The sequence below is a fragment of the Neobacillus vireti genome (assembly GCF_001026695.1).
GTDB classification, from domain to species: Bacteria; Bacillota; Bacilli; order Bacillales; family Cytobacillaceae; genus Neobacillus; species Neobacillus vireti.
Window position 1 is genome coordinate 1 of record NZ_LDNB01000013.1, and the last position, 16,641, is coordinate 16,641.

Here is a 16,641-nt window from a genome sequence, read left to right on the forward strand (position 1 = left end):
CTGTCCGGTTCTGAGAGTTTACTGTCCACTTTTCCTCATTTACTCTCCACTTCCGACGATTTACTGTCCGCTTTTCCCCTTTTACTCTCCACTCCCTAAATTCCATCCACAAACAACTCAAATAGCCAGTCGCAAGACTGGCTCTGGCCAACTTCCACACCATCATCTAATTATTAGGATCTTTTTATAACGTATTCCTTTCCTTAAAACCATTTAAATGACCTTTTTTGAAGGACCTTTTGCATTTACTCTCCACTTTGGACATTTTACTGTCCGGTTCTGAAAGTTTACTGTCCGCTTTTCCCCTTTTACTCTCCACTTCCGACGATTTACTTTCCACTTTTCCTCATTTACTCTCCACTTCCGACGATTTACTTTCCACTTTTCCCCTTTTACTCTCCACTTCCGGTCATTTACTGTCCGCTTTTCCCCTTTTCCTCTCCACGTCCTAAACTCCACCCACAAACCTACTCAAATAGCCAGGCATTATGCCTGGCACACGTACCTTAAACATCATGAATATGCTAAAAACCCCTACACGAACTCTGCTTCCCTGACTCACATTCCCCTCCAACACCACAACAAAAAACCCCTCAAAGCGACAAAGCTGCCGCTAGAGGGGTTTTATTTTTATAAACTATAACATTCGTCTTTCCGATACGGCGAGGCGATTGATGGCGCGCTGCAGTGCCAGCTCAGCACGGCGGAAGTCGATATGCTCGGCCTTCTGATCGCGCATTCGCTGCTCTGCACGTTCCTTCGCTCTTAAGGCACGTTCTACATCAATTTCAGAAGCTGTTTCCGCTGATTGCGCAAGAATCGTTACCTGATCAGGACGAACCTCTAAAAATCCGCCGCTGACCGCGATAAATTCCATATTGCCCTCTTTTTTAAGACGGACCGCACCAATTTGAAGCGGAGCAACCATCGGAATGTGTCCAGGTAGAATGCCAAGCTCACCACTTTGAGCTTTCGTACTCACCATTTCCACATCTGATTCATACACCGGGCCATCGGGAGTAACAACACTGACTTTAATCGTCTTCATTTTTTACCCTCCTGGCGTACTTAGGCTTCTACACCCATGCGTTTTCCGGCTTCAACCACTTCTTCAATACGGCCGACCAAACGGAATGCATCTTCTGGCAGGTGATCATATTTACCCTCTAGAATCTCTTTGAAACCTTTAACTGTTTCTTTAACAGGTACATACGAACCCTTCTGGCCAGTAAACTGCTCAGCCACGTGGAAGTTTTGCGATAAGAAGAACTGGATACGGCGCGCACGAAGTACGACTAACTTATCATCATCAGAAAGTTCATCCATACCAAGAATGGCGATAATATCCTGTAACTCACGATATTTTTGTAAAGTAGATTGTACTTGACGTGCAACCTCATAATGCTCTTCGCCAACGATATCAGGCGACAAGGCACGAGAAGTCGATGCTAATGGATCCACCGCAGGGTAGATACCCATTTCAGAAAGCTTACGCTCAAGGTTTGTTGTTGCATCTAAGTGAGCGAAAGTCGTAGCCGGAGCCGGGTCCGTATAGTCATCGGCTGGTACGTAAATCGCTTGGATTGATGTAACTGATCCTTTATTCGTAGACGTAATCCGTTCTTCTAATTTACCCATTTCCGTAGCAAGTGTCGGCTGGTAACCTACCGCTGAAGGCATACGGCCTAATAGCGCAGAAACCTCAGAACCTGCTTGCGTGAAACGGAAAATATTATCAATGAACAATAACACGTCTTGTCCTTGCTCATCACGGAAATATTCAGCCATTGTCAAGCCAGTCAAGGCAACACGCATACGCGCACCTGGCGGCTCGTTCATTTGTCCGAAAACCATCGCTGTTTGCTTAATAACGCCAGAATCTGTCATTTCGTGGTAAAGGTCATTTCCTTCACGTGTACGTTCACCAACACCGGCGAAAACAGAAATACCGCTATGCTCTTGAGCGATGTTATTAATTAATTCCTGAATTAAAACGGTTTTACCTACACCGGCACCACCGAAGAGGCCGATTTTTCCACCTTTAATATATGGGGCAAGCAGGTCTACTACTTTAATACCAGTTTCAAGAATTTCTACCTCAGTAGAAAGCTCTTCAAATGTTGGTGCATCACGGTGAATCGAATCACGGCGGGCACTAGCCGGTACATCCTCTTTTAAGTCAATCGCATCACCTAATACGTTAAATACACGGCCAAGCGTCACATCACCAACTGGCACCGAAATCGGCGCACCAGTATCTTCCACTTCGATACCGCGGGTTAAACCGTCAGTTGAAGCCATCGCAATCGCACGAACCGTATCATCACCTAAATGAAGGGCTACTTCAAGAGTTAAGTTGATATCAACTTCCGATTGATTATGCGCTTTACTGACAACTTTCAATGCATTATAGATCGCAGGCAGATTGCCGCCGTCAAACTTCACGTCAACTACCGGACCCATAACCTGAAGAACGCGTCCTTTGTTCATCGTTTTCCCTCCTAACTTACTCTATCAAACAAATCCAAGCCTCGGGGCTCTTCTTTTTTTAAAAAAAATTATCTATTCAAGTGCTGCCGCACCGCCGACGATTTCGGCGATTTCTTGAGTAATCGCTGCCTGGCGGGCACGGTTGTAGATTAGAGAATAGTTTTTGATCATTTCTTTCGCATTATCGGTTGCGTTTCTCATCGCAGTCATCCGAGCGGCATGCTCGCTGGCTTTACTATCTAATAACGCACCATAAATTAAGCTTTCCGCATATTGCGGCAGGAGAACTTCTAAAATTTCTTCTGCTGACGGCTCAAATTCGTAGCTTATAAGCTTATGCGAACTAGATAAATCGGACAGCGGGAGAAGTTTCTTCTCGCTCACTTCCTGCGAAATCGCACTGTGATAATGGTTGTAATAAATATATAGTTCATCGAATGTTTCATCCGTAAACATACCGACGGTCGCGCTCGTAATGTCTTTAATGCTTTCAAAGTTAGGCTGATCTGAAATCCCGACAATTTCGAGGATGACATTCATGCCCCGCTTCACAAAAAAGTCACGAGCCACTCGGCCGATGGCAATGATAGCAAACTCATCATTCGACTTATGACGGCTTTGAATTGCTTGATGGACACGGCGAATCACGTTACTGTTAAACGCACCAGCAAGACCTCGGTCACTAGTCATGACTATATAACCGGTTTTCTTAACAGGACGGTGCTGCAGCATCGGGTGATTCACACCACCTGAGCCAATCGCAATCGACGCTGTCACTTCTTGGATTTTCTCCATGTAAGGAACGAATGCCTTTGCATTCATTACACCGCGGTTCCATTTCGCGGCTGAAGTCATTTCCATTGCTTTGGTAATCTGACTCATTTTTTTCGTAGAATTAATACTATTTTTTATATCGCGTAATGATGCCATTAGGTTCTCACCACCCTCATTCAAAGAATGTCTAGTCTCGGCTGCAGGCACCATGTGAATTTTTCACATGGTGCCTGACACCAGACCTTACTAAATGTCAGACCCTATTATTCGGAAACTGCAAACGTCTTTTTGAAGTCGTTGATTGCAGAAGCCATATCGTCATCAGAAGGAAGTTCCTTCGTGGTTGCAATATGGTCTAACAACTCTTTGCGGTTGTGGTCTAACCAATTATGGAATTCAGATTCAAAACGACGGATATCCTCTAATGGAATGTCATCAAGGAAACCGCGTGTTAAGGCATAAAGAATCGCCACTTGCTTCCCTACGGACAACGGCTTGTGAAGGTCCTGCTTTAGCACCTCAACTGTACGCGCACCGCGGGCAAGCTTTGCTTGTGTTGCTTTATCAAGGTCAGAACCGAACTGCGCAAATGCTTCAAGCTCACGGTAAGAAGCAAGGTCAAGACGGAGTGTACCGGCAACCTTTCTCATCGCTTTGATTTGCGCCGATCCGCCTACACGGGATACGGAAAGACCTGCGTTGATCGCTGGACGTACACCGGAGAAGAATAGGTCTGATTGTAAGAAAATTTGTCCATCAGTGATGGAGATAACGTTTGTTGGGATATAAGCAGAAACGTCACCTGCTTGTGTTTCAATAAATGGCAATGCCGTAATGGAACCAGCACCAAGTGTGTCGTTTAATTTTGCAGCACGCTCTAAAAGGCGGCTGTGCAAGTAGAATACATCCCCTGGATAGGCTTCACGACCTGGAGGACGACGAAGTAATAGGGAAAGTTCACGGTATGCAGCCGCTTGCTTCGATAGATCATCATAGACGATCAGTACGTGCTTGCCAGCGTACATAAATTCTTCTGCCATCGCAACACCTGAATATGGTGCTAAGAATAGCATTGGAGCTGGCTGTGAAGCAGATGCAGATACAACGATAGAGTACTCTAATGCACCGTGCTTACGAAGTGTTTCTACGGCACCACGCACCGTTGATTCTTTTTGTCCGATTGCCACATAGATACAGATCATGTCTTGACCTTTTTGGTTAATGATCGTATCGATGGCAACAGATGTTTTACCTGTTTGACGGTCACCGATAATTAACTCACGCTGGCCGCGTCCGATTGGCACGAGCGCGTCAATCGCTTTAATACCCGTTTGTAATGGCTCATGAACAGATTTACGAGCCATAACGCCAGAAGCAACCGCTTCTACTGGGCGTGTTTTTGTTGTGTTAATTGGACCCATTCCATCGATTGGTTGTCCTAATGAGTTAACTACACGTCCGATTAGTCCCTCACCAACTGGAACCTCCATGATGCGGCCTGTACGGCGTACTTCGTCGCCTTCGCGGATTTCCGTGAAAGGTCCAAGGATGATAATACCGACGTTATTTTCTTCCAGGTTTTGTGCCATACCCATAACGCCGTTCGAAAATTCAACAAGTTCTCCAGCCATGACATTGTCGAGGCCATGAACACGTGCGATACCGTCACCTACGGAGATAACTGTACCGACATCAGTCACTTGTATTTCTGCCTGATAGTTTTCAATCTGCTTTTTTATCAGGGCACTGATTTCTTCAGCTTTGATGCTCATGAGTTTCACCCCTAATCTTTCAAATCTTAACTTAACAATTTACGTTCTAAACGGCTGAGCTTACCGCTCAATGAGCCGTCATATATACGATTTCCAATCCGAAGGCGGAGACCGCCAAGCAAGCTGGAATCTACGATATTTTCAATTTTCAGCGATTTCTTACCGATTTTTGCGGCAAAAACTGAAGATAGGGCAGCACGCTCTTCCTCTGTTAAGGCACGGTAACTGTGCACTTCTGCCTCAGCGATACCCATTGCTTCGTTCGCCAGTTCAATAAACTCATTGGCCACATCAGCGACTTCATCCTCGCGATGACGGTCAATTAAGATTAACAGTGTATTGAGTACATATACATTTACCGATGCAAAAGCCTGTTTTAAAATTTCCTTTTTCTTATCAGCTGAAAGCTTCGAAGATTTTAATACGGCTTTAAATTCAGGATGATACCCGACAACTTCCCTCACTGCACGAAGGTCTTCTTCTATTACTCCAAGAGCTTGAGTCTCTTTCGCAATTTGGAAAAGAGCCAACGCGTAGCGCTTTGCTACCATGGAGTTACTCATCGTTTTTCTCCTGCCTCTTGGATATATTCGTTAATCAATTTGTCTTGATCCGCTGCGCTCAATTCTTTCTCAATTACTTTAGAAGCAATTAGGACAGACAATGATGCCACTTGTTCGCGAATCGCGGCAACTGCTTTTTCTTTTTGCTGCTCAATTTCTACCTTAGCGGCTTCTTTAATGCGCTCAGCTTCTGCGCGGGAAGCGGAAATGATTTCTTCACGCTGAAGATCGCCTTGCTTTTTCGCTGCTTCAATTAAACTTTGAGCGTCATTGCGGGCTTCTTTTAACATATTTCTTTGTTCTTCTACTAAAGCGGCAGCTTCTTTACGGCTCTTTTCAGCGGATGTGATTTCATTTGCCACATGCTCTTCACGTTCTTTCATGATGCCCATCAAAGGTCCCCATGCGAACTTCTTCAGCAATGCCATCAATATGATAAAAATCACTAATTGGAAAAGAATCGAGCCCCAATTAACTCCGGTATGTGCTGCTGCACCTAATACTAGACTGCTTGTAAACACCTCGGGTTCACTCCCTTCAAGAGTTGTTCCTTTATATATACAAAAAACCATCATTTTCAATCGTCATTTTTCGAAAAACTTTTATCAGGGTTTGTAACATTAACCTGATGGATATAGATATAAACGAATGGCGAAGGTTCTCAAGAAATCTTCGCCATCGGTCTCGGAGTTACTCTAGATTACTTACCTTGAACCATGAACGCGATAACAACCGCGATAATAGGAATCGCCTCAACTAACGCAACCCCGATGAACATTGTTGTTTGAAGCATACCGCGAGCTTCTGGCTGACGAGCGATACCTTCAACTGTTTTTGATACGATAAGACCGTTACCGATACCGGCACCTAGTGCTGCTAAACCGATTGCAATTGCTGCTGCTAATAGACCCATTTGTAATTTTCCTCCTTAAAATGTATAAATAATTTTATTTTTTTGTTCAAATAGATGAACAGTTATATTAATGGTCGGTACTTACCTTATGAGACAAGTAAACCATTGTTAACATGGTGAAAATAAATGCTTGAATGGCACCAACAAAGACTGAGAAGCCCTGCCATGCCAGCATTGGTACTGCTGCTGCAGCCCAACCCCAAGTTCCGGATGTAGCAAGACCGCCTGCGAGTAAACCTAGTAAAATCTCACCCGCATAAATGTTTCCGTAAAGACGGAGACCGAGAGTCAGCGTATTCGCAAACTCTTCAATAATTTTGATTGGGAACATGAACCAAAACGGTTTAAAGAATTCTTTCCCGTAGGCAGCTGTCCCTTTCATTTTGACTCCATAATAATGGGATAATCCCACCACCAATGTCGCCAGTGTCAGTGTTATTCCTGGATCGGCAGTCGGTGATTTCCACCAAAGTGTATCATTGATGACGATTGAAAATGGCAACCCCAGCATATTAGAGACAAAGATATACATCATCATGGTAATTCCAAGCACATGAAATCGTCCGCCGGTTTTCCAATCCATCGTACTGTTAATGATGTTCTTCACGAAATCCATGACCCATTCCATGAAATTCTGAACGCCGGTCGGCTTCATCGCCAGCTTACGCGTCGATAAAACGGCAATTAAAAAGACAACTGCACTTGCGATGGTAATCATTAACATGTCAGCTAAATTAAAATTAAGTCCAAAATATGTTACTATTGGAGCTTTGTGTTCCAACAATATTCACCTCGCTTCCCCAATTTTTTATGTATTTTTAATGCTGTGAATAAAAAAATCTATCATAATGACAATATAGGATGTCATTAACCCTATAACCACACTGATGAGGTGAAGCTGGTCTGGATACATCATCGTAACCATAACTGCCAGCGCCGCCGTCGCAAACCTTGAAAAAGATCCGAGTGAGCGCACCTTTTTCCCCTGTTGAATCGACTCGCCAAACTTGTCCATCTTTCGGACCATTAACCACAAATTAAAAAGGCTCAAACTCGTCCCAAAAACCAATCCCAGAAAGACGGGTTGATAAGACGTGAACCCCCAGCCGAGTACATAAATAGATAATAACAAAAACATCCATCTTCGCAGTCTTGAAAATATTAGTTGATATTCCGGCATGGTTGGTTTAATCTCCTGAAAAGAATTGACGGATTCGGAATCAATACCTGCCGTAAGTCCAACGAACAATCCGAGTATTAAGAAAATTACTTCTACACTGATGAAGCGGACTTGAGGTATTCGGGATAGCTGAAAAATAGTATTTCCAGCACCTAAACATAGGGTAAACAACATGAAAACCCTGTCATTTTACACCCTTTGTAAGCATACAATAGGCAACTTTCAATGTCAATGCGTTTAGGTGAATTATTCCACAATCTATACCCCGTAATTTCTTCCAAAACCGTATTCTGTTTTACACTATAATTGTATTGGAAAATCGCAACATTTTATGGCTAAATTGTGTCGATTTTGTGAACATTTCTTCACAAATTGTGTAAAGTAAACAAAGACTAGGACATCCGCCTAGTCTACTTTTTCACCAATCTTGATCATCGTTTCAATAAAATCCTCCTTGTTCGCCTTCTTGGCAAACACCTTCACAAGGTAGGTTCCCTCTGCCGGCAGCTGCTCACTTGGAATGTCCTGCTTGATCAGCCCCTTTTTCACATTCACCGCTGTATCCAAGAAGCCAATAAACCGGTAATCCTCAGGGTTAAACAAGGCAATCCCAAACTCTTCCGCCCCGCCCGGCAAATAGACCTCATACCTGTACTGTCCCGGTTTGTCCGCTTCAGCAAAATCAAAGCCCATCACCCTCGGGTAGCCCGGTTCCTCAAGCACATACAAATATGGGATTTGAATCGTCCTCGCCCCAGCTTGCAGTCTAAGATAGCCATCATGGATTTTCCCTTTAAAAATCTGCGGGTCGACCCTTAGCTCAACCATAACATCCTTTGCTTCGTGCGGTTCTAAGGTGAACGAGAGCGGGAACCTCCAGCTCAGCCCGTCAACACGGTTCGGAATCGTAAATGAATAGCGCGCGCTTCGCTCACTCGTATTTTCAACATGTAAAACAGCCTTATGACTGTCACGCTCATCGCTAAATTTTCCAAATTGGATACTGCTCGGAGTGACGAGCGACGCCGTTTTGATCGCTTCATCCACTTGGATCCTGCCAGCACCTTGTTCGAAGGTGCGATAGTAGCTCCCTGTTTTTGCGGTCACCGTTGCCTTGGAGGAATCGGCCCCGCCCGTTTTTACCAGCGGTTTCGCCGTGTTCATCAACGCTGCCTTGATTTGCTCAGGCGTCCAGTCCGGATGCGCCTGCTTAATCAACGCGCAAGCCCCGGCGACATGCGGCGCCGCCATACTCGTCCCCTGCAAGCTCAAATAGCCGCCAGGCACCGTCGAGTTAATCGCCACCCCCGGCGCGACAATGTCCGGCTTAATTTCCCACGACCCCGTCACCGGCCCCCTCGAGCTGAAATCAGCGAGCTGATCCCGTTCTTCCGCGACCAAGACCCGTGCCGACAGCCCTTGCTTAATTTTTTTTTGTAAAATAACTCCGTCAGCCTTCGAGAGTGAACCGACAGGGATGCTACTCTGCGTATCGAGGTTGCCCATGAAGCCCCCGCTCATATTATTGTAGATTAGCACAGCTGCCGCCCCCGCTTGACGGGCGTTTTCCGCCTTTTCCGAAAAAGTTAATGTTCCCCTTTTCATTAGGACTAGTTTGCCCTGCACCTGATTCAATTCGGTTTTCCTGCCAATCCCGCCTTCGACAATCTCGAGCGAGCGGTCAAGCGCCCAGTTGGCTGAGCCCTCCATTGGCTGAATCCGCAATCGATTCCGGCTTCCTTCTATTAATAAAGACGGTATCTCCATCGTCGGCGTCGAGGCCCCAACAGATATCGCCTTCGATGCCGTCCCCGGCGAACCGACTGTCCAGACATTTGGTCCGGAATTCCCAGATGCCGCCACGGCGACAATCCCTTTATCGACGGCGCGGTTGAGGGCAAGACTAATCGGCAGGTCGGGGCCGTTGATATCGTTCCCGAGCGAAAGGTTAACAATATCGACTTTATCCTTAATGGCCTGCTCAATCGCTGCCAGCACCTGCTCGGTTGTTCCGCCGCCGCCCGGTCCAAGCGCCCGGTAGGCAACGATTTGGGCCTCAGGGGCGACGCCTTTTATTTTTCCATTTGCCGCAATGATGCCGGCGACATGGGTACCGTGGATGGTCGCCTGCCCAAGGACCTTCGTTTCCATTGGATCACGGTCATTGTCAACGAGATCGTGGCCGCCGGCATAGTTCTTTTTCAAGTCTGGATGGGTGTAATCGACGCCGGTGTCGATGACCCCAACCGTCACACCCTTTCCAGTCAGGCGTTGATTTTTTTGATCAAAAATGCTGCGGACTGCATCGCCGCCAATGATTTTGACACTTCCCTCGGTTTGGACTCGATACTGGGTGACTGGTGAGATGTTCAGGATTTGTTTATTCCCGGCAAGCCGCGCGATTGCCTGTGATTTCCCTTGGACAGAAAAACCAGTAATCGCCTCGCGAAAAACACGGCGGAGTTTAACATCCCTAAACGGGCGGATGAGCTCATTAATTTCCTTCTCGGTATGCGGTTTTTCTAAAAGAACGATCGCGATCGTCTCCTGTGTGGGTTTGGGAATCGGCGGGTAGATGAGTGTTCGTGGAGCTTGAAAGGCCAGGATTAAGGCAAGCAGTAATTTCATTTGAAAAATTCCCCTTTTTTAATATCCTTTTCAACGAGCGGGGAAAGTATGCGGTTTTTTGGGAGATGGTATTTGGTTCCTCGTTTTGTACCGGTAGACGGCAGGTTTAGCGAATGGAGGAGATTTTTCGCCACGGCATCTGAATCAATATGTAAGAAATCCTTGAACTGCTTTCTAGTCATCGTAGGGCTTAAGAGAAGAAAAAAGTCATCCACCGCAGGTATATGGGCAGTCTTTGAAAGAAATTTGCAGATCGGACATTGCCAATTAGCTGAACGATAAATCATCGGAAGCTTATTACAATTTGGGCAGCATACGCCAGTTGAAATCTTATTAGGTAAGATATTGTGCTGGTGGAGAATGTCAGGGATTGCAATCGTGTGCTCAGCTAACAGGCAATCCGATAGATCATCTAGCTTCTTTTTGCTTAACTGGGGAGCTTGATATTTCCTTTCAAGTTCGTTTATTTTATCAAGAAGTGACTCTCCAAAGATCAAGTGGTCATAAATTTGCATATTATCTGGAGTTGTTTCGATAATCGTTGAGGTTTTGCTAATCAGAGCGATTGACTCAATTGGTAAATTTTTGATGTGTTTTTTTCGGAGCCAATTACGAAACTGGACATGGTGCCTTTTTACTTGTTGAATTGGATTTGAAATTCCTTCTTCCTTGCCCTGATACTCTTTTATGACCTGATTGGAGCCTTTTTTAAAGCGTAACGTACCGGAAATATTTTTAATTTCAGCAATCAGCACGAAGTACTGTGAGAGTATGAGCAAATCCAGTTGAAATGCCTTTTTATCATGAAGACGCAAGCCACGAAAAATGTAATACTTATCCTCCGGTAAGAACGAAAGGTAAAAACGTGTTTCTTTTTCACCATAATATCCTTTTAACCGCCATTTTAATTCCCTCTCAATCAACGGTCTTAGGGGATCAATTTTTGACATCCTTCTTAAGATCGCAATACACTGATGAATTTCAATAGAAACTGCTAAATCCAGTTTAATCATTAGCCAAAATCACCTCTATTTAGTAAATTCATTCATACTATTCGATTCTTGATGAGGAATTCCTGCGAATTTTGGACTATTTTGACGAAATTTTATCTTATTTTCACAAAAAGTTCAAAATCCCAGGAGAGTTTTTTCTTCGGAAAAAGTTTTGGCTACTTTTTGTGGAGTTTTGGCTACTTTTCAGAGGGTTTTGGCTACTTTTTTGATAGTTTTGGCTACTTTTCAAGGAGTTATGGCTATTTTTCAAAGGGTTTTGGCTAATTAGACATTATCTGGAAAATCCACCCTTAAAAAATCACCCATTTTTTTATAAATCAAATACCCCTAAACCTCAAAAAAGGCGGACATCTAACTGTCCGCCTTCCCACATGAAATTACTTAATCCAAGCTCCATCTGAACCTAGTTTATAACCGTCAATTGTTGTGCTGTAGGCCATTTTTCCAGACTTCAGATTTAGGTAATACCATTTACCGTTGATGAGCTTCCAGCCTGTGTTCATTGCACCGCTATTGCTTAAGTGGTACCACTCACCGCCAGTTTTCAACCAGCCAGTCTGCATCGCACCGCTGTTGTTTAAGAAGTACCATTTGCCGCCATCAAGCGCCCAGCCTGTTTGCATTGCGCCGGATTTATTTAGCAAGTACCATTTGCCGCCATCAAGTACCCAGCCCGTTTGCATTGCGCCGGATTTATTTAGCAAGTACCATTTACCGCCGTCAAGTACCCAGCCTGTTTGCATAGCACCATTTTTATTCAAGTAATACCACTTGTTGCCATCAAGCAACCAGCCAGTCTTCTTCACATCTTTCGTGTAGTAGAACCATGTGTTTCCTTCCAAATTCCAGCCATTTTTCACCACTGGAGCCGGATCTGGTTTTGGTTCTGGTTGTGGATCCGGTTTTGGATCTGGCTTAGGATCTGGGTTTGGTACCGGATCTTGATCCTTCACTTCCGCACGGAAGATCGTGATATCCTTCTTCGTTTCATTTCCGCCAAAGTCTTGGAGACGAAGGCTTACTTTGTTTTCGCCATGCTTCAAGTCAACCGTAAACTCATACGGAGTATCAGCAGGAGTCATGACATCTACTGGGCTCTTGTATGGTTGTACAAATACTTGGTCAGCGCCAACATATAAAGATAAATAGTTGAAGTTATCTTTTAATTGTAGCTTCACCGTAGCTTGATCAACATCATAGCCCACTTTTTCAGGGGCATCGACAACGATTTCACCCGGAGTTGTATCGACATAGACAATTCGGGAAATGCCGTACTCTTTGCCCGCAATGTCCGTTACCGTAATCGGAATCTTATACTTGCCGTCTTTCTCAAACTTAACTGTTGTAGAGAAATTGTATTGCTTCTTCGCTGCATCGTAAGTAAGGGCTACATCTTCGCCATTTACTTGGACTTTTTCTACGCCAAGGTCGTCAGTAGCATAACCTGAAACTGGAACCTCAAGCGATCTGTAAGTTCCATTTGCTGAAGGTGCCGACATGAACACAAGCGGAAGGGAAGTGTCACCTGCAGCTGTTTTCGAACTGCCAACATTGTAAGCATAATCAATCGCAAATACTTCAACAGACGTTTTTGCCGCCAGCGGAGTTGCAAATTTATAGCTTGTTGCCGTGCCGCTTACTGTATCTGTTACTAATTTTCCATCAACATAGATCGCGTAATTCATCACGCCAACGCCTTGCTCATCCGTTGTCCAGTTAACGGTTGATGCATCATTATCGTAGGTTGCTTTCACCTTTGGAGCTGTTGTATCGACATAAACTGGAATCTTCTTCGATTGATATTCTGCACCCTTGTAATCTACCACAGCTTTGATTTCGTAGTAGTACAGGCCGTCATCCACCTGCTTAGAATTAACAGTCCCATCCCAAGCACGGCTAGATTTCAAGTTATACGTACTAGACCCGGAATTGCCAGAATTATAATAGCTTTTCCGTACATCTTTTTCTAAGGCAACGCGGCGAAGGAGCTTGCCGTCTTTATCAAGAACGTTAAACTGCGCTTCAGAAGCATTCCGTAAGAATGTTGGCAGCGGGAAAGCATTATCCATTAGGCCATCGCCATTTGGTGAAACTGCATAATATTGTTTTCCAGGAACAGGAGCCTGCAAATACGTTTTACCCGCACTTGTAAACAGCATTTCATTCAAACCATGGTTAAAGAACTTCGTTTCGCCAAAATCCTTAAAGCCGTCAAGAATGCTAGGGCGATCCCATTTACCGTAAAAACCTACATATGGAACGTTTAGTGTTGCTTCTAATTTATTGTTCATATCTGTAAGTGTAACGAAACCTTCAACGAAAATATCCTCTTTCAGGTCTAAAGCAATTTTCTTACCGGCATTATCAAGACCCGGGATTTTTGCATTCGTTAAATCAACCTTTACGGAAAAATCAACCGATTGTCCGGCTGGCACTGTTAAGGTTTTTGGCGCATCAACTACCGCACCATCCATGTTGCCGGCAATTAACGCATTCGTATCTGGTTTACCAGTCGTTTGCTTAATCGTGTCCGTTAAAACGTCGGTATTCACAGCGTACGTTACCGCTTTATCGGAAATGTTCTTTGCCGTAAAGTTCATCGTGAATTGTTTGCTTGTGAAATCTTTTAACGCAACTTTGCCTTCGTTGCTTGATTTTTCAACAACGACAACAGGTGTTGAAACCGCGTTGAAGGTTTGCATCATCCCTGCACCTTGACGGCGAGGCGAGAATGGCTGGCCATTCAAATCAACAATTTTGCTGGAAGTGTTCATTAAGAGAACTTTTGCAAAGTGGGTCCGTTCGCCAGCTGTTAACGCCTTGAAACGATCATCCTTCTTCAAGTATTGCTGGACAAGTGCACTTCCGCCGGCAACGTGCGGCGCTGCCATTGATGTACCGCTCATCACTTCGTATTGATTATTGTTTACAGTAGAATAAATTTTTCCGCCTGGAGCAGTGATTTCAGGTTTGAAATCAAGGTTCGGTGTAACACCCCATGAAGTGAAGTCGGTCATCCGGCCCATTTCAGGATCTTCTGTTTTCTTTGTTTGTGTTACGCGAAGCGTTGTGTTGCCTGCTTTGATTGCTGCTTCAAGATCAAGGCCTTGCTGTCTTTGAATCTTCATGAACGGAATTTGCCATCCGCCTTGGTTTTCATAGAATACTGGGTTATCACTGTTATAAACGATAATACCGGCTGCTCCTGCAGCTGCAGCATTTTTCGTTTTATCGGCAAACGCTAAATCGCCACGCGGCATAACAACAATTTTACCTTTGACATCAAGTCCGGCATAGTCTGCTGGAGCTCCAAGCTTTCCGCCAAGGCTAACTAGCTGTAATGTATTATTTTTCGCAAGGTCGGTCCAATCATCAATTCCAAAGCCTGTTGCCGTGAAGCCTGCTGCACCATCAACAGTGATGTTATGTTGGTAAAGGTAGCTCACATTACCGGCCGCTGCGACTTGAATCGTGTCCGTATTTAGACCAGGTGCTCCAACAACGCCAATATCCGGATTGCTTGCATATGGATTTGGATTGGCTGCATAACCGTAAGAGATATGACCGGAGTTACCTGCAGATACCGAGCAGACAATTCCGTTGTCAACGGCACGCGTAATCGCTAAGTCTTCAGCACTCTTTGGATCATAGAAAGAAGCAGTCGAACCTAAGCTCATGTTTAATACATCTGCGCCTAGTTTAATAGAATCATCAATCGCTGCCAGGTAGATATCTGAAGACGTTGAAGCATAGTTTGGATCATTACTGAACACTTTCATGCCAAGTACCTGTGCTTCAGGTGATACCCCTTTAATTCCACCGTTTGCTTCATCACCGTTAGCCGCTACTGTGCCGGCAACGTGCATGCCGTGCATAGAAGCACCTGGTGCTAAATCAAGGATGGTATTGTTTTCATCATAGTAGTTGTAGCCATATGGCACTTTATCTGTGAAAAATTTACCTTTTAAGCCGGCTTGGTCAACCTTGGCTTTTGTTAACGCATCCTTGGAAGCATCTGTTACTTTGAAATCGCGGTGAGATGGGTCCACGCCTGTATCAATAACAGCGACAACCATGCCTTCACCTTTCAGTTTCGCATCGGCCCAAGTGGTTTGCGATTGGATAAACGAGTGGCTTGTTTTCATTTCCGGTGTTTCTTCTGGACGATTGTATTCGTTGGCAATATATACATTCTTAACGCCAGGAATCGCCTCAATTTTAGCAATTTCGCCGTACTGAACATCACCGCTGAAGCCGTTAAACGCAGTCGTGAAGGCCTTTTTATAGCTTAGTTTCACGCCTTTTGCAGAAATCTTGTCTTTAACAGTATTTTGTTGTTTTACTAGTGTTGAAGCTAGTGAACTCTTTTTACTTTCTGCTAAATCTTTGTATAATTTCCCCTCTTGTGTCGCGAATTCGACTGGTGTTTGTCCATCTACCTCGACGATCACGCGGACCCTATCCGATGGATTTAAGCTTGCACTTGTCTTAATATCCCCAGAATCGATTGTTTTCAGATCCTTACTTGTCAGGTCCTGTAGCTGCTTTACTTTTGCAGCAAAATCATTTTCTTGCGTGCTTTCAGCAGACGCTGATGCGGCAAACCCTAGATTAGAAAGTACTAGAGCAGACGCGAGCGCATATGAAGCAGCCTTTTTCTGTGTTTTTTTCTTCATGAATGCCTTTCCCCCCTATATGTCTATCAAATTTTGATTTTAAGTAATTATTCGAAAAATCAAAATAGCTAAACTTTATCTTAATAGTTTTTGTAAATTTGGTCAATATAATTTTTTTATTTTAAAGATAAATATTTTTCTATATTTTCAGAATTATATATACTGGTATAAAGAGGAAAACCATTCATCACCACCTTTCTTTCGACAAATTGGAAATTATTTTCTTTTTGGTTTGGAGGTTTTTTGGAATATCTTTTTTTCGATCTGTGGACTTGTTGGAATTTCATTTTAGATAGATTTGGTGGCCTTAATCGGAATATTATTTTATAATTAGAGATTTTTTATGAATTTAAAAGGTTTTTTTAGGGGACTCTCTCGTTTAGATGGTCTGTGAAAAAGGTTTTGGCTATTTTTCTTGGGGTTTTGGCTACTTTTTTACCTGTTTTGGCTATTTTTTTGATGGTTATGGCTATTTTTCAGAGAGTTATGGCTATTTTTCGAATGGTTTTGGCTATTTAGACATTTATTGGAAAATCCCAAACAAAAAAAGCCGAGTAGACTCGACTTTTTTTAAAGGCTGTGTTAAAAGGGGATGTTGATTTCCGTTTCAGGCGCGAGCGGTTCGCGGGGCG

General features: G+C 44.1%; 13 protein-coding genes. All 13 read right to left on the reverse strand.

The genetic code is table 11. The features are described 5' to 3' along the window. Positions 1-213 precede the first annotated feature (213 nt). The 13 genes from AA980_RS16395 to AA980_RS16460 all read right to left on the reverse strand — a co-directional run bounded on the left by AA980_RS16395 (position 214) and on the right by AA980_RS16460 (position 16,009). Complete coding sequence (locus tag AA980_RS16395; RefSeq protein ID WP_047771756.1) at positions 214-459, reverse strand: hypothetical protein; 246 nt, start codon at positions 457-459, stop codon at positions 214-216. 178 nt (positions 460-637) lie between these two features. Next, entirely contained in the window at positions 638-1,048 is a 411-nt protein-coding gene (locus AA980_RS16400; protein ID WP_024027589.1) for a F0F1 ATP synthase subunit epsilon, read from the reverse strand. A 20-nt stretch (positions 1,049-1,068) separates the two neighbouring features. Beyond that, positions 1,069-2,490 (reverse strand): F0F1 ATP synthase subunit beta, encoded by a 1,422-nt coding sequence (atpD, locus tag AA980_RS16405; RefSeq protein ID WP_024027590.1) that lies wholly within the window; start codon positions 2,488-2,490, stop codon positions 1,069-1,071. A gap of 72 nt (positions 2,491-2,562) precedes the next feature. Then, positions 2,563-3,420 (reverse strand): ATP synthase F1 subunit gamma, encoded by an 858-nt coding sequence (atpG, locus tag AA980_RS16410; protein ID WP_024027591.1) that lies wholly within the window; start codon positions 3,418-3,420, stop codon positions 2,563-2,565. Positions 3,421-3,527: 107 nt separating this feature from the next. Next, complete coding sequence (atpA, locus tag AA980_RS16415; RefSeq protein WP_024027592.1) at positions 3,528-5,036, reverse strand: F0F1 ATP synthase subunit alpha; 1,509 nt, start codon at positions 5,034-5,036, stop codon at positions 3,528-3,530. Between the two features lie 26 nt (positions 5,037-5,062). Then, on the reverse strand, positions 5,063-5,599 hold the full coding sequence (locus tag AA980_RS16420; RefSeq protein ID WP_024027593.1) for a F0F1 ATP synthase subunit delta: 537 nt from the start codon (positions 5,597-5,599) through the stop codon (positions 5,063-5,065). Continuing rightward, entirely contained in the window at positions 5,596-6,120 is a 525-nt protein-coding gene (locus AA980_RS16425; RefSeq protein WP_024027594.1) for a F0F1 ATP synthase subunit B, read from the reverse strand. The genes AA980_RS16420 and AA980_RS16425 overlap by 4 nt, the downstream gene beginning before the upstream one ends. Before the next feature lie 179 nt (positions 6,121-6,299). After that, positions 6,300-6,512: a F0F1 ATP synthase subunit C gene (gene atpE, locus AA980_RS16430; protein WP_024027595.1), complete on the reverse strand. Its 213-nt coding sequence runs from the start codon at positions 6,510-6,512 to the stop codon at positions 6,300-6,302. 67 nt (positions 6,513-6,579) lie between these two features. Next, a complete protein-coding gene (gene atpB, locus AA980_RS16435) occupies positions 6,580-7,293 on the reverse strand; it encodes a F0F1 ATP synthase subunit A (protein WP_024027596.1) in 714 nt (237 codons plus the stop codon). Between the two features lie 27 nt (positions 7,294-7,320). Next, positions 7,321-7,692: an ATP synthase subunit I gene (locus AA980_RS16440; protein ID WP_034723623.1), complete on the reverse strand. Its 372-nt coding sequence runs from the start codon at positions 7,690-7,692 to the stop codon at positions 7,321-7,323. 405 nt (positions 7,693-8,097) lie between these two features. Then, positions 8,098-10,320 (reverse strand): S8 family serine peptidase, encoded by a 2,223-nt coding sequence (locus AA980_RS16445; RefSeq protein ID WP_024027598.1) that lies wholly within the window; start codon positions 10,318-10,320, stop codon positions 8,098-8,100. Continuing rightward, on the reverse strand, positions 10,317-11,333 hold the full coding sequence (locus AA980_RS16450; RefSeq protein ID WP_024027599.1) for a nuclease-related domain-containing protein: 1,017 nt from the start codon (positions 11,331-11,333) through the stop codon (positions 10,317-10,319). The genes AA980_RS16445 and AA980_RS16450 overlap by 4 nt, the downstream gene beginning before the upstream one ends. Before the next feature lie 377 nt (positions 11,334-11,710). Next, positions 11,711-16,009: a S8 family serine peptidase gene (locus AA980_RS16460; protein ID WP_024027600.1), complete on the reverse strand. Its 4,299-nt coding sequence runs from the start codon at positions 16,007-16,009 to the stop codon at positions 11,711-11,713. Positions 16,010-16,641: the final 632 nt, after the last annotated feature.